The 24,597-nt window shown below is 61.6% G+C and carries 20 protein-coding genes and 3 pseudogenes; 13 read left to right on the forward strand and 10 right to left on the reverse strand.

From position 1 onward, the window contains the following. Positions 1–170 precede the first annotated feature (170 nt). The 4 genes from D3877_RS28395 to D3877_RS28410 all read left to right on the forward strand — a co-directional run bounded on the left by D3877_RS28395 (position 171) and on the right by D3877_RS28410 (position 4,441). The gene (locus tag D3877_RS28395) at positions 171–986 is read left to right on the forward strand and encodes an ABC transporter permease (RefSeq protein ID WP_119834165.1); all 816 of its coding nucleotides are present in this window, start codon (positions 171–173) and stop codon (positions 984–986) included. Between the two features lie 4 nt (positions 987–990). Further along, positions 991–1,797 (forward strand): ABC transporter ATP-binding protein, encoded by an 807-nt coding sequence (locus D3877_RS28400; RefSeq protein WP_119834166.1) that lies wholly within the window; start codon positions 991–993, stop codon positions 1,795–1,797. Between the two features lie 62 nt (positions 1,798–1,859). Beyond that, positions 1,860–3,335: a glycosyltransferase gene (locus D3877_RS28405; protein WP_119834167.1), complete on the forward strand. Its 1,476-nt coding sequence runs from the start codon at positions 1,860–1,862 to the stop codon at positions 3,333–3,335. A gap of 32 nt (positions 3,336–3,367) precedes the next feature. Further along, complete coding sequence (locus D3877_RS28410; protein ID WP_119834168.1) at positions 3,368–4,441, forward strand: glycosyltransferase family 4 protein; 1,074 nt, start codon at positions 3,368–3,370, stop codon at positions 4,439–4,441. Positions 4,442–4,460: 19 nt separating this feature from the next. On the opposite strand, the gene D3877_RS28415 is transcribed toward D3877_RS28410, so the two are convergent. Beyond that, the gene (locus D3877_RS28415; RefSeq protein WP_147395311.1) at positions 4,461–5,321 is read right to left on the reverse strand and encodes a sulfotransferase family protein; all 861 of its coding nucleotides are present in this window, start codon (positions 5,319–5,321) and stop codon (positions 4,461–4,463) included. Positions 5,322–5,354: 33 nt separating this feature from the next. Beyond that, positions 5,355–6,719, reverse strand: a complete 1,365-nt coding sequence (locus D3877_RS28420) for an ABC transporter ATP-binding protein (protein WP_119834248.1) — start codon at positions 6,717–6,719, stop codon at positions 5,355–5,357. A gap of 252 nt (positions 6,720–6,971) precedes the next feature. Here D3877_RS28420 and D3877_RS28425 point away from each other — a divergent pair, with 252 nt between their 5' ends. Together D3877_RS28425 and D3877_RS28430 are read left to right on the forward strand one after the other, a co-directional pair. After that, positions 6,972–7,937, forward strand: a complete 966-nt coding sequence (locus D3877_RS28425) for a glycosyltransferase (protein ID WP_119834170.1) — start codon at positions 6,972–6,974, stop codon at positions 7,935–7,937. Further along, positions 7,934–8,860 carry a hypothetical protein gene (locus D3877_RS28430; protein ID WP_119834171.1) on the forward strand — a complete coding sequence of 309 codons (927 nt, stop codon included), beginning with the start codon at positions 7,934–7,936 and terminating at the stop codon, positions 8,858–8,860. Before D3877_RS28425 ends, D3877_RS28430 begins: the two co-directional genes overlap by 4 nt. 31 nt (positions 8,861–8,891) lie before the next feature. On the opposite strand, the gene D3877_RS28435 is transcribed toward D3877_RS28430, so the two are convergent. Further along, entirely contained in the window at positions 8,892–9,674 is a 783-nt protein-coding gene (locus tag D3877_RS28435) for a sulfotransferase family protein (RefSeq protein ID WP_119834172.1), read from the reverse strand. A gap of 55 nt (positions 9,675–9,729) precedes the next feature. Further along, positions 9,730–10,563 carry an ABC transporter permease gene (locus D3877_RS28440; protein WP_119834173.1) on the reverse strand — a complete coding sequence of 278 codons (834 nt, stop codon included), beginning with the start codon at positions 10,561–10,563 and terminating at the stop codon, positions 9,730–9,732. A gap of 456 nt (positions 10,564–11,019) precedes the next feature. On the opposite strand from D3877_RS28440, the gene D3877_RS28445 reads away from it, so the two are divergent. From D3877_RS28445 to D3877_RS28465, 5 genes and pseudogenes are all read left to right on the forward strand, one after another. Further along, complete coding sequence (locus D3877_RS28445) at positions 11,020–11,892, forward strand: hypothetical protein (RefSeq protein ID WP_119834174.1); 873 nt, start codon at positions 11,020–11,022, stop codon at positions 11,890–11,892. Between the two features lie 209 nt (positions 11,893–12,101). Further along, a pseudogene (locus D3877_RS30735) lies at positions 12,102–12,311 on the forward strand (IS5-like element ISRso1 family transposase); the annotation flags it as partial. A 158-nt stretch (positions 12,312–12,469) separates the two neighbouring features. Continuing rightward, positions 12,470–13,342: a methyltransferase domain-containing protein gene (locus D3877_RS28455; protein ID WP_119834175.1), complete on the forward strand. Its 873-nt coding sequence runs from the start codon at positions 12,470–12,472 to the stop codon at positions 13,340–13,342. A 181-nt stretch (positions 13,343–13,523) separates the two neighbouring features. Continuing rightward, positions 13,524–14,870 carry a nucleotide sugar dehydrogenase gene (locus D3877_RS28460; protein WP_119834176.1) on the forward strand — a complete coding sequence of 449 codons (1,347 nt, stop codon included), beginning with the start codon at positions 13,524–13,526 and terminating at the stop codon, positions 14,868–14,870. Positions 14,871–15,075: 205 nt separating this feature from the next. Further along, the gene (locus tag D3877_RS28465; RefSeq protein WP_147395312.1) at positions 15,076–16,959 is read left to right on the forward strand and encodes a hypothetical protein; all 1,884 of its coding nucleotides are present in this window, start codon (positions 15,076–15,078) and stop codon (positions 16,957–16,959) included. On the opposite strand, the gene D3877_RS28470 is transcribed toward D3877_RS28465, so the two are convergent. From D3877_RS28470 to D3877_RS28490, 6 genes and pseudogenes are all read right to left on the reverse strand, one after another. Beyond that, positions 16,934–17,752, reverse strand: coding sequence for a tetratricopeptide repeat protein (locus D3877_RS28470; protein ID WP_158600037.1), 819 nt, complete (start codon positions 17,750–17,752; stop codon positions 16,934–16,936). The two genes, D3877_RS28465 and D3877_RS28470, sit on opposite strands and share 26 nt — an antisense overlap. A 406-nt stretch (positions 17,753–18,158) precedes the next feature. Further along, positions 18,159–18,346, reverse strand: a pseudogene (locus tag D3877_RS30740) (IS3 family transposase); the annotation flags it as partial. Between the two features lie 102 nt (positions 18,347–18,448). Next, positions 18,449–18,586: pseudogene (locus tag D3877_RS28475) on the reverse strand (transposase); the annotation flags it as partial. A 141-nt stretch (positions 18,587–18,727) separates the two neighbouring features. Then, positions 18,728–19,849, reverse strand: a complete 1,122-nt coding sequence (locus D3877_RS28480; RefSeq protein WP_119834180.1) for a glycosyltransferase — start codon at positions 19,847–19,849, stop codon at positions 18,728–18,730. A 3-nt stretch (positions 19,850–19,852) separates the two neighbouring features. After that, positions 19,853–20,425, reverse strand: a complete 573-nt coding sequence (locus D3877_RS28485; protein ID WP_119834181.1) for a polysaccharide biosynthesis/export family protein — start codon at positions 20,423–20,425, stop codon at positions 19,853–19,855. A 156-nt stretch (positions 20,426–20,581) separates the two neighbouring features. Further along, positions 20,582–21,355, reverse strand: coding sequence for a hypothetical protein (locus tag D3877_RS28490; RefSeq protein WP_119834182.1), 774 nt, complete (start codon positions 21,353–21,355; stop codon positions 20,582–20,584). A 328-nt stretch (positions 21,356–21,683) separates the two neighbouring features. On the opposite strand from D3877_RS28490, the gene D3877_RS28495 reads away from it, so the two are divergent. Together D3877_RS28495 and D3877_RS28500 are read left to right on the forward strand one after the other, a co-directional pair. Then, positions 21,684–23,102 carry an outer membrane beta-barrel protein gene (locus tag D3877_RS28495; protein ID WP_158600038.1) on the forward strand — a complete coding sequence of 473 codons (1,419 nt, stop codon included), beginning with the start codon at positions 21,684–21,686 and terminating at the stop codon, positions 23,100–23,102. A gap of 6 nt (positions 23,103–23,108) precedes the next feature. Next, positions 23,109–24,500, forward strand: a complete 1,392-nt coding sequence (locus tag D3877_RS28500; RefSeq protein WP_119834184.1) for a sugar transferase — start codon at positions 23,109–23,111, stop codon at positions 24,498–24,500. Positions 24,501–24,597 lie beyond the last annotated feature (97 nt).

The raw sequence follows: 24,597 nt of genomic DNA on the forward strand, positions 1-24,597 counted from the left end.
CGGAAGAGGTAGGCCACACTGCAACGCGATAGTGCGTGACAGCCACGGCTGTCTAGAGTAGGACAGCGGCGTATGGCTTTGCGCCTGTCACCGAGAGGAAGGGGGCTTTGCGTTGGATTGCCCTCCCATGCCTTGCCTCCACATCGCGTCCACACCCGCATGATCCGCCGATGACCCTCTTGTTCGATTCCGCCGACCGCAGTCAAGCCGCGCGCGCCTGCGAAGACCTGCAACTCGGCGCGATGAGTTGGTCGCTGTGGGGCATGCTGGGTTGGCATGACATCCGCAAACGCTACCGCCGTTCGGTGCTTGGGCCGTTCTGGCTGACTCTCAGCATGGCGGTCCTGGTCGCCAGCCTGGGCTTCATCTACGGTTCCCTGTTCAATTTCCACCTGTCAGACTATCTGCCTTTCCTGGCTCTGGGACTGGCCATTTGGAATTTTGTCGCGGCCATCTTGAACGAAGGCTGTCACAGCTTCCTGGAGTTCGAGAGCCTCATCAAACATGTGCGAATGCCGCTGTCCGTGCATGCTTTGCGTGTTGTCTGGCGAAATCTGATTATCCTCGCTCACAACGCGGTCATCTTCGTGGTCATGGCGCTGTGGCTTGGTCTGTGGCCGGGGTTTGGCCTTCTGGAGGCCATGCTCGGGGTTGTTCTGCTTGTGGTCAACGCGGTGTGGATCGCTTTGCTGTTGGGCATCGCCTGCGCGCGCTTCCGCGACATCCAGCCGATCACCGGCAGCGTGGTCCAACTGCTGTTCTTCATCACGCCGGTGATGTGGAAACCGGAACTGATGGCGGAACGCCAGCTTCTGATCACGTTGAACCCGATCTATTATCTTATGGAGGTGGTGCGCGGCCCCCTGCTGGGCGAGACGCTGCCGCTGTCCACCTGGGCGGGCGCCCTGCTCATCACCGCGCTGGGATGGTCGCTGACCTTCGCCGTCTATGTTCGTTTCCGCAAACGCATCGCATATTGGCTGTAAGCCCGTGGCTCAGATCCATCTCGATCAGGTTTCCGTGGATTTCGTCATCTATCAGGGCAGCGGCCGCTCCCTGAAGAAGACGCTGCTGCACTCGTCAACCAGCGGAATCATCCGGCACGACGCCCAGCACCGCATCCAGGTGCAAGCGCTCGACAAGGTGTCCATACAGCTGGAGCATGGCGACCGGCTCGGGCTGATTGGCGGCAACGGAGCCGGCAAGACCACGTTGCTGCGCACCATCGCCGGCGTGTATGAGCCGACCGCAGGCCGGATCCGGGTCGAAGGCAAGATCACCCCGCTGTTCGACCTGTCGATCGGGTTCGACGGCGACGCTTCGGGTTATGACAACATCCGCATGCGCGCGGCCTATTTGGGCGTGTCGCGTGAGGAAATCGAACGCAAGATGGACGACATCGCCGCGTTCACCGAATTGGGCGGCCATCTCGACCTGCCGGTGCGCACCTATTCGGCGGGCATGATGCTGCGCTTGGCCTTTGGCGCCGCCACGGCCATTGACGCGGAAATCCTGCTGATGGACGAATGGATCGCCGTCAGCGACGCGCAATTCCTGGAAAAGGCGGAGCGCCGGGCGGCGGAGTTCGCCGGGCGGGCCAGCATCCTGGTTGTCGCCTCGCATGTCGAAAGCGTCCTGCGTCGGCTCTGCAACAAGGTGCTGTGGCTGGAAAATGGCCACGTCGTCAAGATTGGTCCGGTGGATGAGGTGTTGACCGAATACCGGCAAAATCAGCATCTCGACGCCGCTCCCGCCAACCGGGATCTGGAGCCAACGGTCGGCAAACTGACCATGTAGAAGGCTCTTGCGGCCTTTTTGCCCGCCCCATTCCTTATCAACACAGAACGCCAAGAAAGCCCATGCCGAACAGCGCTGTGGTTCTTGCGTCGGAGCCGGATCGGATGGAGCGGCCACCGCCGCCATCGGAACTCCGCCTCGACGCGCCGCCGCCCGAGCGCGTGGATGGTCGGCGTGACTTCACTTGGGTTTTTTCCGGTTGGGCGCGACGACCGGACGCGCGCTTGCGCGCCACCCAGCTGTCCCTTGGCGGGCGGAGCTTTGCCGGACGGACTCCGGCGGTTCGTCTCGACGCCGAGGACACGCTCGGTCGAACGGGCGCCAACATCGTCTGCGGTTTCGTCGGTGTGGCCAACCTGCCCGCTGGTCTGCCCACGGCGGAGCTTGACGCGGTCCTGCGCCTTGACTGGGATGACGGCGTCCAGGAAACCCGCCATCTTGGCGCCGTGACGGTTGCTGTGGACGCTTCTCCTCCGGACGGCCCCGCCAAAACATCGGAACGACGGCTGGTCGCGGTCTGCATGGCCACCTACAACCCCGATCCGGCGCTGTTCCGGGCGCAGATCGCCTCGCTGCTCGCCCAAACCCACCAGGATTGGATCTGCCTGATCCAGGATGACGGATCGACCGAGGCGCGTTGGCGTGAGATCATCGACGCCACCGCCGGGGATGCCCGCTTCCAGCTCGACCGCAACCCGGTCAATCTCGGCTTCTATCGAAATTTCGAACGCAGCCTGACCCGCGTGCCGCCCGACGCCGCTTTCGTCGCCTTCGCCGACCAGGATGATTCCTGGCATCCCGACAAACTCCGCGTTCTGATCGGCCCGCTGGAGTCCGGCGCGCTTTTGGCGTTCTGCGACATGCGAGTCGTGGATCGCCAGGGGACCGTGTTGTCCGAGGTGTTCTGGCCCGGTCGGCAGGGGCGCCACGACCAGCCCGGGGCTGTGCTGATGGCCAATGTCGTGACCGGCTGCGCCTGTCTGTTCCGCGCCGAGCTGCTGGAGCGGGCGTTGCCCTTCCCGCAGGTTGGGCGCCACGCCTACCACGATCATTGGATCGCCTGCTGCGCCGCAGGGGCGGGAAGCGTCGCCTATGTGCCCCAGCCGCTCAGCGATTACGTTCAGCATGGCGGCAACACGCTGGGCTATCGGCGGGCGGGCGTCCGCTTGATCGCCAAGGCGGCGACGGCGCTGCTGCTGGCGCCGCTGGTCGCGGTCGCGTTGTGCGCGCATGGAGTCCGCCGCCGCTGGTCCGGCGTGTTCAACCTGCTGATCGGTTCGGCGTTGCAGGAGTATCTGGTTCGGGCAGCGTTCGCCGAGACCCTGCGGCGGCGCGGCCTGCTGCCGGATGGGCCGGACGCCGTTCCGGCGGACTTCCCGCTCGACCAGGGCGCGCAGCGCTTCCTCATCCGCGCCGGTTTGGCTCCTGGCCGTCGGGGGATCGCCTACCGCGCCACCGCCCTGCGCCTGCTGGCCGGGCTGAAGATCGAACGGCTGCTGGTCGCGCTTGCCGACTGGCGTTTCCCCGGTTCCAACTGAACCTTCCCCGAAGCCATCTCCGGCGGCCGCCCATGCGCGTTCTTCTGCTGTCCCGTTACGGGTCTCTCGGCTCCAGCAGCCGTTTGCGCCATTATCAGTTCCTGCCCTTTCTCAAGGCGCAGGGAATCTCGGTGGATGTCGCCCCCCTGCTGTCCGACCATTATCTGACGACGCTCTATGGGGAGGGGCGGCGTTCGCCGGGCGCGATCCTCGCGGCTTACGCCACACGCATTCCCAGGCTGCTCACCGCCCGCCGCTACGATCTTCTGTGGATCGAGAAGGAGGTTCTGCCCTGGTTGCCTCCCATGCTGGAACGGTTGCTGCTGGCGATGGCCCCGCCCTACGTCGTCGATTTTGACGACGCTTGGTTCCACCAGTATGACCAGCACCGGCTGGGAATCGTCCGCCGTCTGCTGGGCGACAAGTTGGATCGGCTGATGCGCGGCGCAGCGCTGGTCACGGTCGGCAACCCGTATCTGGAGGCGCGCGCCCGCGCGGCGGGTGCCTCCAACGTCCTGATTCTGCCCACCGTGGTCGATCCAGCCCGCTACCCGACGACGGCGCCGATGGACGGCAAGAGCCGGACGACCATCGGCTGGATCGGCTCGCCCAGCACCTCCCCCTATCTCGATCTGTTGCGGGGGCCGTTGGAGACGCTGGACGCTCGTGGGGTGGCCGACGTGGCGCTGATCGGCGCCGCGCCGGACGCTCTCGCCGGATTGCCGGTGCGGCGCCTAACCTGGACCGAGGACAGCGAAGCCGCCAACATCCTGGGCTTCGACATCGGCGTGATGCCGTTGGCCGACACGCCATGGGAACGCGGCAAGTGCGGCTACAAGCTGATCCAATACATGGCCTGCGCCCGCCCGGTGGTCGCCAGCCCGGTCGGCGTGAACCGGAGCATCGTCGAGCATGGGGTGAACGGCTTTCTGGCCGAAACGCCGGAAGAATGGCTCCAGGCGCTCGACCGGCTGTGCGCCGATCCCGCGTTGCGTCAGCGCATGGGCGCCGCCGGTCGCGCCAAGGTGGAGCGCCTCTATTCCGTCGAACAGGTCGGCCCGTTGCTGGCCGATGGGCTGCGGCGGGCGGCTGGAACGGGCGGCTGAACCAGAACGCCGAAGGCGGTCACTCGGCCTGGGACAGTTCCGCTTGACGGGCCATCAGCCGGGCTTCCGCCGCCGCGTCTTCGGCCCCGTCGGCCATGCGCAACAGCAGGGCGTGCAGGTCACGGGTGATCGGGCGGATCGGCGCGTCGGAATTGGCCGCGTGCTGCTTCAGGTTCGGGTCGATGTTGCGGGCGACCTCAGCCCGCGCCGCCGCCCGCTTGTCCGGGTCGGTCAGGCCCAGGAAATCGGCCAGCCGGTCATATTGACGGCCCCAATCGGCGAACCAAGCGTCGTAATCGACGACGAGGCGCGGCGCGCCCTGGCTGTATTGCAGCGATTCGAAATAATGCCGTGTCCACAGCCGCTCGGCCTGTGGATAGGGGACCTGCCCCTTGGAGGCGAAGGAGGTGGCGACGGTGCCCGGCCCGCGCAGGCTGATGAGCAGCATCGGATCCAGGCGCAACGACGCCATGATGTCGTTCCACAGCGGCATCAACCGCACCGTTCGGGGATCCTTGAATCCCCACAGCCCCGGCGCCTCGGCCAGTTCGCGGCGGACGATCTCCGCCAGCTCGCGCTTCATCGCCAGAATCTCGGGCTGCCGCCACGCGCTCTCCGGGATCGGCCAGTCGGCGCTTTCCCGGTTCCAATAGCGGTCCAGAGTCTGCAACAGCCGGTCCTGGATCTCGGTGATCTGGGCGTGCTCCCAGTAATCGTAGCGCGGCGCCTGTTCAAAATTCTCGCGGGTCAGCACATGGCGGCCAAGCTCCACCCCCATCAGCGCGATCGCGCGCGCCAACAGCGAGGTGCCGCTGTTGTGCATCCCCAGCACGATGACGATCCGGCGGCGGCGGGGACGGGAGAACAGGCCTTTGAACATCGCGTGCATCCGATGGTGTGAAACGGCTCAAGCTCAGAGCGGTTGCGCCCGGCTGTCGAAGGCGAAGTCGATGGGGCCGTTGGAGCAGCGGCCGCGCACCGGCAGGACCATGAACATGGCGACGTCCACCAAACGGCTCAGCCACTGCCGCTCGCCCTCGATCAGGCCGGAGATGGCGGCGTTGAGGAAATAGGTTCCCTCCATCATCCGGCACTCGAACTCGTGCGTCACCTCCAGCGTCGTCCCGGCCTCCACATAGTCCAGAACGCGCGTGGTGTTCAGCGTCGTCGCTCCGCCCAGTTCGACGCCGGTCACGGTCTTGATCCGGGTGCCGACGGCGACGCCCCAGGCGGCGTCCTCCACCGTGACCCGGTAACGGATGGTGTAGCGGCGACCGGACATCAGCACATTCACCGGGCGGCCGTCCTGCGACACGATCTGCACGTCCAGAATGTGCGCGCCCCGCGTCTCGTAAGCCGTTGGGCTTTTCGGGACGAGGCCCGGGTTGAAATGCTCCTCCAACTCCGCGTCAGCCTTGGCGGCGGCGTTGGTTTCATCGACCACGACGGCGTCGGTGGCGGCCCCTTCGTCGGGCAGCGGCGCGTTCCCCCGGCGGGAGGCCAGCAGGGTTTCACGGAAGGCGGCGCGGCGATCCGCCGGGGTGTAAAGCAGCCGGTGGTAAAAATTGATCGCCCGGCGCGGCGGGCCATCATACAGAAGCTCGCCATGGTCGAGCAGGATGGCGCGGTCGCACAGCTCGACCACTTGGTTGGCGGAGTGCGAGACGAACAGGATGGTCGCGCCCTTGGCCTTGATCGCCTCGATCCGCGCCATGCAGCGGCGTTGGAACGCCTCGTCGCCGACGGCCAAAGCTTCGTCCACCACCAGAATGTCCGGGTTGACCGAAATGGCGACGGCGAAGGCCAACCGCATGACCATGCCGGTCGAATAGGTCTTGGTGGGTTGGTCCAGATAGGGGCCGATGTCGGCGAAGGCGGCGATGTCGTCGAACAGCCGGTCCGTCTCGGCGCGATCAAGGCCGAGGATGGCGCTGTTCAGATAGACGTTCTCGCGCCCGCTGAACTCCGGGTTGAAGCCGGATCCCAGCTCCAACAGCGCGGACACGCGGCCATTCACCGTCACCTCGCCCGAAGACGGGCGCAGGGTGTGGCAGATGATCTGCAAAAGGGTGGATTTGCCGGATCCGTTGTGACCAACGATGCCGACGGTGCTTCCCCGCTCGATCTCGAAACCAACGCCGCGCAGCGCCCAGAATTCCTGATAATAGCGGCGGCGATGACGGAACAGTGCCTGCTTCAGACGGTCTTCCGGACGGCTGTAGATTTGATAAACCTTGGAGACGTCGCGGACCGCTATAGCCAAATTGGATCGGAGCATGAAGGACGAACCGCTGTAGAACCCGGAAAGCTTGCCGTATCTTGCCGCAACGCAACGCACGCAGTATTCGAAGGGCGCATCCAGAAGCGGGGCATACATAGTCCTGCGGGCTTCCGCCGCGCAACCTTATTCTTTCCACAGCGTCTTCCTCACCACCCCGGCGCAGGGGCTGGAACATTGGACGGGCAGCGGCTTTTCCACTAGAAAAACAAAGCGTTGGAGACAGGCGGCGGGGTCGCCGATGAGACGAGGATGGCAACGATCATGGTCCGCGCGCACGACGCTTCGCCCCCCGCCCGCGTCCTGTTCGTGACGGGCGCGCCGCCCGACGGGCTGGCCGGAGGGGTGAAGGTGGCGCACCGCCACGCCGAACTGCTGGTTGATCTGGGAATCGACGCTCAGGTTCTGGCCCCGCGCGGGCGGCCTGTGTGGTTCCGCTCCAAAGCCGTGGTGACAACCGACCCCCGGCTGCGCGTTGGCCCAAGCGACCTTCTGGTGTTCGGCGAGGAGATGGACCGCAATCTGGACGCGGCCCGGCCTCTGCCCTGCCAACGGGCGCTCTACTGCCAGAACCATCATTACCTGCCGCTCGACCGCTTGAACGGGCAGGGGCTGGCCGAGGCGGGGTTTCACCGCGTCGCCGCCGCCAGCCGGGTGATCGGCGCCTTCCTGGACAGCGCCATGGGATGGCCCGGCGCGCCGGTCCTGTCGCCGCCGATCGATCCGGCGCTGTTCCGCCCTGGGCCGAAGACGCTGCGCGTCGCCGTCCTGCCGCGCAAGCTGCCGGAGCATGCGGCTTTCATCCGCGCCGTCTTCCGCCAGAAGAACCCGGATCTGACGGGAGTTGAGTGGGTGGAGATCGTCGGCCGTCACGAGGAGGAGGTCGCCGACATCCTGGCCGGTTCGGCGGTGTTCCTGTCGCTTGGCCACCGCGAGGGGCTGGGCATGGTCGCGCTGGAGGCGATGGCCAGCGGCTGCGCCGTGGTTGGCTTCCACGGCATGGGCGGGTTGGATTACGCAACCCCGGAAAACGGGCGTTGGTTCTTCAGCGACGACATGATCGCCTGCGCCGACGCCCTGGCCGACGTCCTGCGCGGGTTGGAGGGCGGAGACTCGACCGTCGCGGCGATGATCCAGGCTGGGCAGACCACCGCCGCCGCTCACGCGCCGGATCGGGTGAAAGCCCAACTCCTCCCCTTTTACGGAGCGGGCGCATGACGGCGGCCCCCTTTCCCGTCCGCATCGTGACCGGGGCGGACGCCCGCTATTTCGCCATGGTCGGCCTGCTGACCCAATCGCTGGCGCGGTGGCTGCCCGCCGCTCCGCCGCCGCTGGTCTGCGATTTCGGCCTGACCCCGGCGCAACGGCGCTTTTTTGCTGACGCCGGGCGGCTCTTGCCCCGCCCAGACGGGGTGGCGGAGGGCACGCACCCCTACCTCGCCAAGGCTGCCTTGGCCGATTATCTGGCGGACCATCGCGAAGGCGCGGACGTTCCGCTGCTCTGGATCGACGGCGACATGATGGCGACCGGCCCGCTGGAAGAGCCGTTGCGCGCTCTGACCGACGGGATGGCGCGGGCAGGGGCGACTCTGGCCGCCGTTCCTGACGCCGAAGTCGGCGACATCGACGCCTTCATCGCCCGCTGGGGCGTCGCTCCCTTCGCCGGAGCCATCGAGGCGGCGGGGATCGCGCGAACCCGGCCCTACCTGAACTCAGGGTTCTTTTTGTGCGCCGATCCCAAGGCTCTGGACGACGTCCGCGACCGCTGCGCCGCGCTGGTGGATCATCCGATGATCGATCAGAACGCCTTCAACCTTGTCGCCTGGGAAACGGGCCGCCGCTGCGGCGTCCTGAACGGAGCGGTGTGGAACGTTCATGGCCGTCGGCTGGCGCACACCGTCGTGGGCGAGGATGGGGCTGTCGCGTGCGGTGGACAGCGCGCCCTTGTCCTGCACGCCACCTCAATCGGCGGGACGCATCATGAGGAGCGGAGCGGCGATCTGCGCGGGCCTACGGGCGCGTTGCCGGTCACGGTGAAGCTTTTCCGCACGCCCGCCCTGGCGGCGATGCAGCGGGCGTTTCTGAGCGATTTTGCCGCCACCCACCGCGACGCGCTGGTCGCCGCCGGGTGCTACGGCTAACCGCCACTCCAACGGACGCCCAAGCCCAGGCTCAGCGGCAGGTGTGCGCGCGCGCGGACAACCAGACGCGCAGGCGCTGGGACAGGGTCAAAGGCTGGGCCGAGCCGGACAGCCAGCCCGACAGGTCTCGGCCCAGATAGCGGCCAAGACTGTCGATCTTGGGGCGGTACAGGCTGTCCAGATAATGGCGCAGCGTCGGGCGCATCGGCTGGCCGGAGCCGACATTGTGCGGTGTGGAGAGGGAGTCATCCGGGATCCCGTCATACACCGCCGGGTCGATGCCCAGATGCCCACAGCAACGCCGCAGCACCCCACGCGGATCGGCGACGATGTCGTCGAACGTCTCGACGTGGATCTGCTCCGCTGGGAAGTGGCTGCGCCAAACGGTCAGGCACGCCTCGTAATCGCCGCGTTTGGCCGAACCGCGCGCGTTGAAATGGTCGATGAACCAGGCGTCCGACGCCTCTTCGAACGTCATCTCCGCGCGCGGCAACGCCATCAGCGCCGCCGACCAGGCCCGCTCGATCGGGTTGCGGACCAGATAGATCAGGCGGATGTCCGGAAATTCACGTCGAATGTCCGCCACGATATCGGACGGCAGAATGCCATAGGCCGGGGTGATTTCCCCCGCCACGGTTCCGGCGGGGGCCAACGCGAATTGCTCCCGATACCAGTCCAGGCCACGGGCGCGATGCCAATCCCAGAAATGCAGCTCCTTTTCATCCGTCAGACAGACGCCCGGATGCTTCTTCAGATTGAAGTACAGCCACGTGGTGCCGGCTTTCTGGGCGCCGATGCCGAGGAACTGAAGCATGAGCAAAGGTTTCCGGGTTGAGGCCGACAAGAGAGCGTTGACGGGCGCGCCGCCGTCACATCACGTCGGCGAAGGCCGGGCGGCTGCGGTTGAACCAGTAGAGTCCAGCGGCGGCGACGATGGCCGCGACCACGCTGTAGACGCCCAATTGCAGCCAATTCGGCAGGACGCCCCAGATAATCAGGTCGCGCGCCTGCTCCACCGGAATGGTCAGCGGGTTGAGGACAAGAAAGCCCCGCAACGCTTCGGGAATGGCCGAAATGGGAAACAGGATCGGGCTGAGGAACAGCATCAGGGTCAACACCGGCGGCATGACCTGCCCGATGTCCCGCAGAAAGACCCCGAAAGACGCCAGAAACCACACCAGCCCCAGCGTCAGCAGAACCAGCGGCAGCACCACGATGGGCAGCAGGACCACCGTCCAGGGAATCGCCCCCTGCACCAGCCCATAGATGGCGAACAGCGCGACAAAGCTGATGGCGCCATGGAACAGCGCCGAGCCAATCGTGCTCCAGCCCAGGATCTCCAACGGAAAGACAACCCGCTTGACCAGATTGGCGTTGCCCAGGATCAGACCGGGCGCCCGGCTGAGGCATTCCGCCAGGAAACTGTGCAGAATCAGGCCGACGAACAGGATCAGCGCGAAGCTGACATGGCCGTTGGCGGGAACCGTGGAATGATCCGGCGCGGCGGCGGTCCATTGGGTCTTGAACATCACCCCGAACACCAGCGTGTACATGGCCAGCATGACCAGCGGCGTCAGGAACGACCACAACAGCCCGGCAGCGGATCCCCGGTAGCGTCCGGCGATGTCGCGCCACGTCAACTGACGCACCAGATAATGGTGCTGAAGCAGGCTGCGGGGAATGCACAAAAGGCTGGCGAACATCGATCCGCTATCGAATGGTGAGAAGGGAACGGCCTGAACCGCGCCTTGGCGCGGAGCGGCCGATCTATAACACGCTTCTCTTCCCATGGTACACCGGGAACGGATTTCCCGCATATTGCACTGCGATGGTGTCTTTTTTGCGTTTTTCCGCCCTCGCACCCTCAACATTGCCAAGAAGTAATGTGCAATGCCGAGGCTCCCATTTTATCCTGCTTTCGAGCCAAGCTGAGTTTGCCAACTATAGAGCGCGACGCCGAGGTGGCAGCCCCATGCCTTGTGGCGGCGCGCGCTATAGTTGGCAGTCCCTTTTCATCCAATCTCCAGAGTGCTTCAATGGTTTTAAACCCGGCCTTTCAGGCTCGGGTTTTTTGCCATGAGCGGCTTTCTGGACAAGCGTTTGCCCGGCGGGCATAAGAGCGGACGCGACGTTCAGCGCCTTCCCAAAAGCGGCACCCCATGAACCTTGCCTTCCTGTTTTGGTTCTACAAGGACCTCGACGTCTGCGAGAACCGGCTGTCCGCGCTGCGCGCCAAGAACCCAAACAGCCGGATTTATGGCCTGTATGGCGGCGATCCTGCGAAAGCCGACGTGGCGCAAGCGCGTCTGGGCCGTTGGCTTGATGATTTCTACGCGTTCCAGGATGACCGTGACGCTCATTGGAAATGGCGCCATGGCGACCAACTGATCGCGGCGTGGCACCGCGACCGGGGACACGCCCTGCCCTGGGACAGCCTGATCGTCGCGCAATGGGACATGTTGCTTTTGGCCCCGGCAAAGCGGCTGTTTCCCACATTGAAGCCGGGAGAGGCGCTGTTTTCCGGGCTGCGACCCGCGCGCGAGGTGGAAGGCTGGTGGGGATGGCTGAGCGGCGTCGATCCTGACAAACGCGCGGACCGAGACGCCTTCCGCGCCTATCTCGAAACAGAACATGGCTATCAGGACGAGTTGCTGTGCTGCCTGTTCATCGTCGCTTGCCTGCCCCGCCGTTTTCTAGACCTTTACGTCGCCGCTGGACCGCCGGAGGTTGGATTCCTGGAGTACAAGCTGCCGACCCTGGCGCGGGTTTTCGGCATTCCCTTCTGCCAGGACCACCCGTACCGCCCCTGGTGGGCAAGCAACCCAGCGACCAAGGATGCACCGGCACGAGAAAGGCTGCTGAACGCGGTCGGTCAGGACATCGCCTTCGACGATGTGCTGGCGGAAATGGCGCGGTGGGACGGGTTGCGGATCATCCATCCGTACCGCCGCCGCTTTCCGAACTGGCTTGTAAACGGCCTTATGGCATCAATCATGTTGCGGTTGCGTCACTTGATCAGCGCGCGCAACTAGATGTTTAGAGCGCCGCGCGCTAAATCTGAAACAGCGCGGCGCTCTAATCTTTGATTTATCGAGCAGATTCACGCATTAGAGCGCCGTGCCTAAAATATGAAACAGCACGGCGTTCTAAGCTTTGATTTATCGAGCAGATTCACGCGTCGAATCGATCCCGATTTAACGCGATCTGCTCTAATCCCGGTGTTTGATGATGCGGATTCAGGCTGAAACGCTCTGGCTACGGTTGGCGGCTTTTGCCGAGAGACTTCCCGCCGTGGCAGGCGGTGTATTGGTGGTTCCAGCAATTCATCCGGCGACTCCTCTTTCAAACGATCCACGACGTGGCGTTGATGCTGGACCGGGAGCACGCTGGACGGGAGGCCAGTCCAACCGCTGGAGTTGTCGACAGTCAGACGGTGAAAGCTTCCTCGGCAAAGGAAGGGCTGCGTAAACGGATGCTTGGAGGAGGTCCTTGCTCTGGAAGAGGCTCTGCGGCAAAAACGGCAACGCTGATGCCAGAAAAAAGCCGGGATTTTATGGACGCTGTCCCGCCCTCCCGTTACAAGCAGCGTTTGTGCATGCCGGGAGCCTGATGACGATGGACGCTGACCGTATCAAAGCCCTTCAGACAGCATTCGGCCTTACCTATCATGTGTCCTACGCTCTTAACGCGGAAGCGCTTGTTGGACTGAAAGGGAAGGACGTGCTGGAGGTGGGAGGAAGCCTGCCGTCAAAATTCGTGCTCAATGCCCTGGAGGCCCGTCGTTGGATTTCCATTGAGGAAATGGACTATTGGCGGGAATCCACCGCTACCGGTCATCAACAGGGGACACCGCCGCAGGCATCGGCGGGTTTGCTGACAGCGGTGAGGGGCATTGACACGCTTGGGTCCCACGCTGTCCTGGATGGACGGATCGAGCGGCTGCCACCCAGCCTGCACGGTTGCTTCGACGTCATCTTCTCTATCGCTGCCTTCGAACACATTGATCGCATGCCCCTGGCGCTGGATCTGATGTTTCAGGCTCTGCGCCCCGGCGGCGCCATTTTCACCATGTACTCGCCGATTTGGTCGGCCCATGATGGCCATCATCTGCCGACGATTGTCGACACGCATGGCAACCAGTTTGATTTCGGCAACTCGCCGATCCCTCGCTGGGGACACCTGACCATGCGACCGCCAGAGTTGTACCGTTATTTGCTGAAGCACACCGATGCAAAAGCCGCAGGCGAGATCATCTATTACGTCTATCAGTCCCCTCATATCAACCGGCTGTTTACCGAGGATTATATCAACTTCTTTCAAAAAAGCCCCTTCACCGTGGAGAAACTTCATCTGACATTTCCCCTTCAGGAGTCATCTGAATTTATCGCCAAGGCGCAAGGTGCGTTGGAAAACTTACATCCAGGCCGCAAGCATTTTTTAAACAACGGTATTTTGGCTGTTCTGAGGAAGCCGGAATCATGAAAATAAATGATCCTAGTAAGGTTTATAAATGGCTTTTATGTCAAGGAAATATATTTCCCGACCCTAGTCTATACCGCTTCCCAGCAGAGACATAAGAGCTGCTCTGGACATTCGCAGAACCTTTGTCTAAAAGCATGTTCCGGGTGGGGTCGTTTCTTTTGGTCGATTGGGAATGGTGGGAATGGTGAACATGCCGTCTTCTGAGCAAACCGGCCTGAAATCCCGTATCACGGATGGCAGCGCGACAATCGGCATCGTCGGCATGGGGTATGTTGGGCTTCCTCTCGCTCGAGCTGCGGCAGGAGTGGGATTTGCCGTGACGGGCTTCGACATCGACCCAGACAAGGTTGAGATGCTGATGCGGGGGCAATCCTACATCCGGCATATTCCAAACGAGGATCTGGCCGCCCTGATTGGGAAGGGGCTGCTGAACGCGACCACAGATTTCTCACGCATCCGTGACATGGACGCCATCCTCATCTGCGTCCCGACACCCCTGACCAAGCATCGGGAACCTGATGTTTCCTACATCGTCTCGACCGGCGAAGCGATTGCCCCCCACCTTCGCCCTGGTCAACTCGTGGTGTTGGAATCCACGACCTATCCAGGCACCACTGCGGAAGTCCTGACTCCTATTCTGCAACGCGGCGGCTTGGTCTGCGGTCGCGACCTATTCGTGGCTTATTCTCCCGAACGGGAGGATCCGGGCAACCCCCATTTCAATACCGAGCGCATTCCCAAGATCGTCGGAGCGGATGATCCCGTGTCCCTTGAACTCGCCCATCAACTCTATAGCCGCTTGGTGGTCGAGGTGATGTCTGTCAGCAGCGCCGCCACGGCCGAAGCCGTGAAGTTGACGGAAAACATCTTCCGCGCAGTCAACATCGCGCTCGTCAATGAGCTAAAAATCATTTTCCAACGCATGGACATCGACATCTGGAGCGTGATTGAGGCGGCCAAAACCAAGCCCTTCGGCTACATGCCTTTCTACCCTGGCCCGGGCCTGGGCGGGCATTGCATCCCCATTGATCCTTTTTACTTGACCTGGAAAGCTCGCGAATACGACATCGCCACCAAATTCATCGAGCTGGCCGGCGAGATCAACACGTCGATGCCTCATTACGTGGTGCAGCGTCTTGCCCAGGCCATTGACAAGACGCTGGGCAAGGGTTTGAACGGTTCGCGGATCATGATGGCGGGCATCGCCTACAAGAAGAACATCGATGACGTTCGCGAAAGTCCAGCCTTCAAGCTGATGCATCTGCTTGAGGAGAGAGGCGCCGCCGTCTCCTATCACGACCCCTACGTCCTCGAGATCCCGTCGCTGCGCGAACACGCCGACTATATCGGGCGCCAGTCGGTTCCGCTGACGGCGCAGACGCTGAGCGAAGTCGACGCGGTGCTCGTCGTCACGGACCATGATTGCGTGGACTATCGCCTGATCGTTGACTCCGTGCGCGTCGTGGTCGACACGCGCAACGCTACCCGGACCGTTCGGCAAGGACGCGTCAATGTTTTCGATGCATGACCATGATGCCTGAAACGGTGCGGCGGCACTGTCCACGCCGCACCGTCACCTTGCGCCCATCAGAGCAGAATATGGGAAGAAGAACCCTCTCCCGCAAATCTGCCAAAGAAGGTCGGAGAAAAGCCGTGTCCATGGGATATTGACGAGATACGACATCACCAGGACCATTCCCACAATCTCTGAAACATTGAGATTCCGAGGCTACATGGACGCCCCCTCTGCTCGCTCTTCTGGTTCCACGTCACAAAAACGCCGTGTTCTCGTCTATGCGCCGGAAGGCATGGTCACCATTCACCTTGCGACTCTGGTCACGGTCGCGCGCTGCTTGAGCGATCAGGGGCATGACGTGTACATGCCTCGCTGCAATGGCCTGTTTGAACGCTGTGTTTCCATGGACAGCGTCACCTTGCCGTCCAATGCGGCGCCCGAGATGGTGAGTAAATTCTGTGCGAACTGCTTAGCATCGCACGATGCCGTGATGGCCGACACCGACCTTCATGGGGTGAAACGCTTCGATCTGGGGCTGCTGATCTCCCAAGACATCAAGAACGAGGCACGCCGCATCGTCGACGCCACGCCGGATCCACGCGAACTCGCGCATGATGGGGTTCTGTTTGGCGCGATGTGTCTGCATGATCTCCTTCTTAGCTATAAATTGATGAAGGACACGCCGCTGCAAGACTGGGCGTGGCGCTATTTAAGGCAGTATTTAAATTCGACGCTTGCAACCTATCTTGCCCTATCGAAGCTGTTCGCCTCAGGCGACCTGACCGATCTGGTGGTCTACGGCCAGTATGCGGCAAACATCGCTGCCGTCAGCGCCGCCCAGCGGTGGGGCGCCAACAGCCGCCTGATCACTGCGATCAATCATCGCGGCGTGGACCGACGGTTTCTGCATGTGAACAAGCACCATTATCACCTCTGGTATTCATCCTTGATCGCGGATTGGCCAACCTGCCGAGATTTTCCTCTGACCCCAACGCAGATCCGCGAAATCGGGCACGATATTATTTTCCGCCTGAGCGGCAACGGGGTGCAGACCTATTCGCCGGGCCGGACCGGAACCGAAATCCACAGCCGTTTGAACCTTGACCAGAGCAAGAAGCTGATTGTCGCTTATACCAGCAGCCTGGATGAATACAACGCCGAAGACCAATTGGACATCGCGCTGGGCGCGCCGCCACAGCAGCCGCCCAAGCCATTCGTTGACCAGATCGACTGGCTAACATTCATGGTCGATCACGTCAGGGGGCGGGATGACCTTCAATTCGTGATCCGAATCCACCCGCGCGAGGATGCGAACAAACGCGATAACCTGACGTCGCAACATCTGACAATGCTGCGCGCAGCGCTTACTGACCTGCCGCCGAACGTTCGGGTGGTGTGGCCGCGCGATCCAGTGTCGAGCTACGACCTGATGGAGGTCGCGAACCAGGTGCAGGCATGGAGCAGCACGGTGGGGCTGGAGGCCGCACGGCTGGGCGTTCCCGTGCTCAAGGCCAACCGCGGCTATTCCAGCTATCCCGAAGGTGATTTCGTGATGAGCGCAGCGGATCGCGAGGAGTTCGGGGCCATGGCCGACTCCCTGATGGAATTTCCCCCCACCCTCGAACGCCTGATCTTTTCCCACCGCTACTATGCCTGCTCCCGCTTCAATGCGGCATTGGACCTGGGCGACATCATCGGGCCAACCCCATTCAAGACTTGGCTGGCGGCCTATCGGCGCCCCAAACGCATGGAAGACGTCGAGCGGGCCTTCTTCTCCAATGAGCCTATCTGGCGCTGGAAACAGGCTGATGAGACGACCGATCAGCTTTCCCTGAACCATGAGGCCATGCTGGTCATGACGGAATTGCGTCGCGTGCTGCATTTTCTCATCACCGGCACCGATCTGCAACGCGATGTTCGAATCGTTTTGAACGCCTCCGACACCCCTATTCTTCATCCGGTCGATGGGGAGGCTGTTCTCCAACTCAATTCTGGTCGGTATGTCTATCGCTTCGGAAAAGAGATTTATTCGCGATATTCGCCCCTGTGTGCCCGTTTGGCCCAGCTTTGCGCCATCATGGCGCCCGAGGGCCGATCTTAACCTTGCAAGCTTCGACCAGCCCCAAAAGCTGCCGGGCGCAAAGGTCGGCGGCTCTTGCGAGGTTAAGGCTCGCGCGAATCGGATCGCCGCCATGAGCCAACTGATGGCCATACAATTTCAAGGCATCGCCAATCTGCCCAGGAAGCCCCCGCCAAGAGGTCATGTCCACAAAATGCCTAGCGCTGACGCGCAGTTCATTGGCTTTGCTGGAGTGATCCATGGCTTCCAGAAATTTTCCCGTCTTCGACTGGGCTTTTGCCAAGACATCATAGGCGGAAATGCAGTCAGGATTGGATGTTAGGGCCAATTGGAGCAATGCAACGGCCTCCTCATGCCGCTCCATTCGGACGAACTGATTTGCCATGAACAGATAGCCCGCTGGTTCGTCCGGGCGCAATTCAAGGGCACGGCGACATAATTTTTCGCCCTCCTGAGCAGCGCCTTCCGCGAAGCGGATCTGGGCTAAGTTGAAATAGGCCCCGGCTGGAACGGGGGGGCGGGCAATGGCCTCGACATAGGCAGTTGCCGCCTCAGCGGCGCGGCGTTGCGCTAGAAGACAATCCCCCAGAACTTTGTAGGGGCCAGCCATAGTTGGCAAGCGGGCGACAGCTTGCCGGGCGGCCCGCTCGGCTTCCGACGCAGAGCCGCTCCGAAGCAAGCTTTCCGCAAGAAAACGCCATGCGTCGGCGTCCTCCGGATCACGCGCCAGCCAGCTTCGGCATAAATCGATGATCTGATCCTGAAAGGACGGAGCGTTTGTCGAATCCTGTAGATGCGCAGTGTTTTTTGACATCGTTTTCTTTCCATGCACGACGGAGAAAAAGTCTTTCCGAAGGGCCGCCAAGCAATGATTGCCATGCCTCACCGTGTGGTGTGGGAGACGTTTGTTCATGGCAAGGGCGACATTGTGTCGGTCTTCGATTCGAAGCGAAAGCATTTCTCTTAGAGTCTGACCGGAAATAAAGTTACGTGATCTCGCTGAGCTGTGATTCGCTCAAGTGGCGACACAGGAAGGAATCAAAAAATGGTCTGGAGCGAAACCACATGACCGGACTATGAGCGGAAGGAGTCGCGTTATGCAAGCGATCCGATGGAGGCGGAATAGGCGATTCGTGACTGCCCAGGTGCCCATTGAGCAAGAAAGTGGTTGACGCGGGGATGGAGTTGCCCTGGAAACGTGGAGAGCCTTTGGTTTTGGGCTATGCAGCGGCCTCGAAAGCGCATGGGCTTTTGTGGCCAAGCGCCGAAGTCGCCGCGCAACAGGATTATAGAACCCGTCGATGCAGCGCCCAATGGCGATTTTGGCCACTGATCTGGAAAGGAAAATTGTTCTCCAGATAAGTTCGGCCTTCAGCGGCTTGAACACCGTTTCGACCATGGCGTTCTCTTTAGAGCAGATCGCGTTAAATCGGGATCGATTCGACGCGTGAATCTGCTCGATAAATCAAAGCTTAGAACGCCGTGCTGTTTCATATTTTAGGCACGGCGCTCTAAATTGGTTTTTCCATCGCGTCAGCGTCGATTTGCCGATACCCGGACCAGCGGCGACCTGCGCCACAGTGCGTCCGCTCGTCTCGGTCAACCGCACCGCCTCACGCTTGAAGTCTTCCGTAACTTCCCGTTTTTTGGTTGTTCTTGTGGAGGCTTTCTGATCCTCGTTGTTTTCTCAAAAGGCTCTCCACTTTTTCAGGGCAACTCCAACAGATGGGGATCAGCTCAGAGCAAAGGGTTTTGCATGCTCCCTTTCGGGAGAACGTTTGCTGAAATATCACTGGGGATTAGCAGAGGAGATGGCTTTGTAAAGCGCGATATAGCGCGCGGCGCCGACGGAGGTGGAAAACATCCTTTGCGCCGCTTTGGCGATGCCCAAGCCTACGTGACGGCGGTCGGTTCTGGTCATGGCGGCGGCGGCGGCGATGGCGCTGGACAGCCCGTCGGCGGTCGGTTCCACATGGTGGATGCCAGGAGCGAAGCCTTTGAAGTCGGCCAACCCCGGAACGTCGCTGAGGATCTGCGGCAGCCCTGTGGCCATGGCTTCGACCGCCGCGACGCCCATTCCCTCCCGCAGGGACGGCATCAGGTGGATGTCGGCGGCGTGGAGGTGGAACGGCACGTCGTCGGTTTCGCCGACAAAGCGGGTGATCGCGGACAGCCCCAGGGCTTCCGCCCGCAACGGCAGGGAATCGCCGGTGTTGGGATCCGTCGGACGACCAAGATGGAGAAAACGCAGCCGCCGGTCGCCTCGAAGCGACGCCAGGGCATGGAGCGCCTCTGTCAGGTTCTTCACCGGCGCGTGGGAACCAACGCTGACCACCACCACATCATCGTCCGCATAGCCCAAAGCCTGCCGGGCCGCGTCTCGCTGGGCCTGATCGGGTGGGAAGAAACGGGTGTCGTCGTACCAATTGGGGCAGAGCAGCGTGTCGTTCAGGAACCGCCGCCGTTCGTTTTCGGCGACGGACGGGCTGGGCGCGATATGGCGCGCGCCGAGAAGTTGGCGGCAGACCCAGCGCTCCAGAATTTTACGCGCTCGCAGCGAGCCGGTAAAATCGAACCAGCCGTGAACCGTGCGGACCACGCGCGCCCTGGTGGCGGCAAGCGCCGTGTAAAACACGGCGGCGCGCTCGCAATGCACATGCACGATGTCCGGACGCTCCTGGATCGTCAGGGCGTGGAAAGCCTGGAAAAAGGCTGGATTCTTGGCGAAGGGGATGTGGTGGACCACACAGCCGACCCGTTCGAGAGTCGGGGCGAACGCCCCAAGCTCCCGGCCTGTGGAGAGGATGTGCGTGTCATAACCGGCGGCGCGGAAATAGGGGACCGCCGCCGCCAGCATGACTTCGGCGCCCGAGCGTTGCAGCGTGTTGAGAACGTGCAGAACCCGGGGCATGGATCAGAACCGGCGTTCCAACACCTTGATGACGTCGCCGGGCGCGATGGGGGTGAATTCGGTGGCGCGGTAGAGCCGCTGCTCGGTCCCCTGCGGGCGAACCAGAATCACTTCCCCCTGCCGAGCGCGGTAATCATAGCCGCCCGCCCGCGCTATGGCGCTCAACACCGTCAGGCCGGTGGTGTAGGGGAATTCGCCGGGCTGCCGCACCTCGCCCAGGACGTAAAAGGGGCGGAAGGTTTGAATTTCCACGGACGCCGAGGGGTTCAACAGCAAAGCGCTGCGACGCAGCACATCTTCGATCCGCTTGCCGGCTTCCTTGGCGGTCTGGCCGCTCATGGGAATGTTGCCAGCCAGCGGCAAGGCGATGTTGCCGATGCCGTCCAGCGTGAAGTCTCCCGACATGTTCGGTTCGTCGAAAACGATGACCCGGATGCGGTTGCCCGGTTCCAGGCGATAGCCTTCCGTCGGATTGCTGATCGTCGTGGGAGCCTGTTCGCTCGGAAAATCGCCGACGGTGGACGCGCACGCGGCAAGCGCCAAAGAAACAGTCAGAACCAGCGCCTTGCAAGCCATAGTGGAAAGTCTTTGAAACACGATTCCCTCACCCCTTGTCTCACGGCACGCTAGCACAATTCACCAGCCAAATGCGCCGCCGTTGTGCCGAACCATGGGAACAGCCGACGGCTGCGAAGTCCGACTGCGGCCTTGCGTTTCCTGTCGGCATGGCTCTCAGCGCCAGCCCGCCCGCCAGCAGGTCCACAGATAGCGAACTTGCCAATAGGCATAGACGACATCGGCGGCGCGCGGCAACCCTGGCGGCATCAGCCCCGGCTTTTCCCACGGATGACGGCCATAAACCACATCGGATGTGGGCTTCGCGTAACGGTGCAGCACCAGACGTTTGGCCGATAGGCGGGGAAAGGATTCCACCAGATTGGCGAACGCGCTGTCAATGCAGTGGATCTCATCGGCCCGCTCGATGATCGCCAGGTAATCGAAGATGTTGTCGCTGCCCGTCGGGCGGATCACGGGAAGAGGGGAGTGGACGCGTCGGCGATCAATGGTGAATCCGCGCGATGAATCATCATGCAGAAAGATATAGGGCGTCTTGCCGTCGGTCAGCCGCAGGCAACAGGCTTCTTCCCGGTCGCGGTCCCGTTCGACGTGAAACCCCGTGTGGCGCTGTTCGGCGTCCAACCCGACCTGCCGGTAAAAGGATTCCACAAAATTCCGCGAATCCAGCCGCTCGAAACCAACCTTGAGGACAGGGGTGTCCGGCATCGTCTCCAGCAGCGCCGCCGCTTCCTGGTCGTCGACGACCGGCAAAATCTCGATCTGTGGCAGATCCCGATACATGAAAGCCACCGAGGTTCGATAATGCGGCTTGCAGAACAACCCGACTCGCTGGAGTCCGGTCGCGTGATGGCGAACCAGCGCGTTGCAGACGAGGTGATCGCCCAGTCCCAGATGGTGATAAACGATCAGATCGTAGGAGGGGGGCATCGCAGAGCACCGAAAGAGGCACCCCCTTCACAACTTGGGTGCGGGGGGAGGGGGGCATCTTGCGCCACCTTTTTCCAGTCTGGCAAGGTGACAAGAGGCAGAGTGAATATGGAGATAATCAAGTGGCGCGATCTGTGCCTGCGACAGGAATATTGAGATGAAAACGGATTGGGCTGTCCGTATAAAATGAGTTTTTCATGGCGCGCGGTCGGAGGCCGTGGCAAGCCTCTTATGAGATAAAACGATTTTCCGCCTGCATAACCCCCGTTTTGAGCGAGGCTTCTGCGAGCACGGGAATGTCGATTTTATGATACGGATCGAGGCTGGCATGTCAGCCAAGTCTATGATACGTGGGGAAATGGCCGTGGTTGTATATCAAATGGGGCGCCGAATAATGCATATGGTCTCAGATAAAGGTTATCAGCCGATCATTCGCGCTCTGGCGGCGTGTGTGGCCATGGGGCTTTTGTCATCCGCTTCATTGTCTTACGCTCAGGCTTTGAATGTTCAGAAAGAGGAAGACCCTCGGCGAGCTAAAAACGCAGCTCGCGTGACAAAAGAAGTTACCCCGAGTGACGATGACAATGGGAGCAATGACAAAGAGCGCGTTGACGAGTCATTTCAGCCAAAAGGGCTGGAAGTTGGGAAATTTCTTTTTTTCCCGTTGATTGAAAACGATGTATCATTTAATAGCAATATTTATAGCACTCGCGACAATGTAAAATCTGATCTTGTCACAAAAATTGCGCCAGAATTCAGGCTGCGCTCTCGGTTTTCCGAGCACTCCTTGAATATTACAGGGCGCGTTGAAGAGTTTGTTTATAAAAACCATGAGAAAGAAAACCATCTTGACGCCAATTTGACCGCCGACGGTCGTTATGACCTGTCGCGGGATTGGGAGGCCACTGGGCTTTTGAACTACGCCCGCCAGTATGAAGATCGCGGCAGCCCCGACGCGGTTGCTGGCAAACGGCCGACTCTGACTCACCTCTATTCCTCCCGCGTGGGCTCCAAGCTGCGGGAAGGCCGCATGACCTATGCGGGCAATATGACGCTGGATCGGCGTATCTTCGAGAACGTCACCACGTCCACCGGATCCGTCATCAACAATTCTGACCGTGACCGGACCGAAGCAGAGGGTGAACTCTCGACATCCTACGAGATGTTCCCCGGCTATTCGGTGGTCGGCGAGGTTTCGGCCAACCGTCGTTCCTATGACAGCAACCGCGATGACCAGGGCTTTCAGCGGTCCAGTTGGGGCTACGCCGCCCGCACGGGTATCGGCGTTGACATCAGCCAGTTGATTCGCGGTGATTTCATGGTTGGCTATATGGCGCAGAACTATGAAGATCCGCGCTTCAAAGATCCGCAAGGTCTGTCGGTGCGCGCCTCGTTCAACTGGACGCCAAGCAAAATGACGGTTGTGGTTCCCAGTTTTGAACGTTCAATCCAAGAAACCACCACCAGTCAGGTGAGCGGATCGGTGCGAAGCTCGGCAGGTCTTTTGGTTCGTCATGAGTTGGAACGCAACGTCGTGTTGACGATGACAACGCGGGTGTCCAACGATTATTACAAGGGAACAGGCCAGAGCAACTGGACTTATGAAGCCCGTCTGCGGGGTATTTGGTCTCTTGCGCCTGAATATTACATTGGCGGCGAGGCCGGAGGCCGCATTCGCACATCGACCGTGCAGTCGTCGGAGTTCAAACAAGCCACCGCTCTGCTGCGTTTTGGGTTGCGGATGTAAGACGGGATGAAAGACATCCATATCGCGGCTCAGGCGTCGCCAGTGGTGGCGGCGCTGCGCGGCCCACGGGTCGCGGCTGCGCCGTTGGCGCTTGCGTTTGTCGATCTTCTGGTTCTTGAGACCGTGGTTCAGTGCGGGGTCGCGGGGCGGTATCTTCTCAACGTCTGGGTTCCTATCGGCATTGGCTCCGAAATCTATTTTGGCGCGATGATCGCCGTTGCGTTCATTCTCGTCGGCTATTGGATGGCGGGGCTTTATCCAGGTTATGGCCTGACCGGCGTGGAGCGGCTGCGGCTGCGGACCATCGTCACCGCGCTTGGGTTTGGCGGCCTGATCCTGTTCGACTACATCGCCCAAAAGGGGCAATGGTCGCGTGGCATTCTGCTGATTGCCGCCTCGGGCGCGCTGGTCGCCATCCCGGTGGCCGACGCGCTGACCCGTCGTGTGCTGGCCCGGTATAAGCTCTGGGGCATGCGGGTGGCGGTGTTCGGCGCGCCCAACCACCGAGGGGAAGTGGTGGCGCGCCTGAACGGGCGCCCCGACATCGGTTGGATTCCAGTCTATGAAGCCGATAAGCCGGTGGCGGTGGACGGGGTTTCGGTCGCCGTCCTGGCGACGCCGTCGTTCGATACTGGCGATGTGGCTCTGCTGGACCATCTGCCTTACCATGCGGTGATTCTGGTCTTGTCTGGAACGACGGGCCTGCAAAATCTCTGGGTGTCTGCCCGCGATGTCGGCGCCTGCCTGGGGTTGGAGATGCGGCGCAACCTGCTGGTCGGCTTGAACATGGTGTTCAAGCGTGGCGTCGATCTGGTGTTGGCTTTGCTGTTCGGTCTGTTCGCCGCCCCCATCGTCGGGCTGTTCGCCCTGCTGGTGAAAATCCTGTCGCCAGGTCCTTCGTTCTTTCTGCAACGGCGGGAAGGGCGTGGCGGGCAACCATTTCTGATCATCAAGCTGCGGACCATGCGCGTGGACGCCGACGCTCGTCTGGCCGAGTTTCTGGAACGCTCGCCGGAGGCTGCCGACCAATGGCGGCAGGGCATGAAGTTGCGCGACGATCCGCGAATCATCCCCGGGCTTGGCCATTTCATGCGGCGCTTCAGCATTGATGAGCTGCCGCAACTCCTCAACGTCCTGCTGGGGGACATGAGTTTGGTGGGGCCGCGCCCTCTGCCCGCCTATCACATCGCCGCCCTTGATCCGGCATCCTGCCGATTGCGCCGTTTGGTCCGTCCTGGATTGACCGGCTTATGGCAAGTGTCAGGCCGCAGTTCGAGTTCTCTGGACGAGCAACAAACGCTTGATTCCTATTATGTGCGCAATTGGTCCATCTGGCTCGACTTTCACATTCTGGCACGCAGCGTTGTTATTGTGCTGATGGGGCGGGATGCGTGGTGACATCTCCGCGCTTCGCCCAGAGTCTTAAGTGGGAACGTCCTCAATGAACTCCGCCGAGCATCAGGCCCTGGGGCATCCGAACAGGGATGCCCCCCAT

The sequence above is a fragment of the Azospirillum cavernae genome (genome assembly GCF_003590795.1).
GTDB lineage: Bacteria > Pseudomonadota > Alphaproteobacteria > Azospirillales > Azospirillaceae > Azospirillum > Azospirillum cavernae.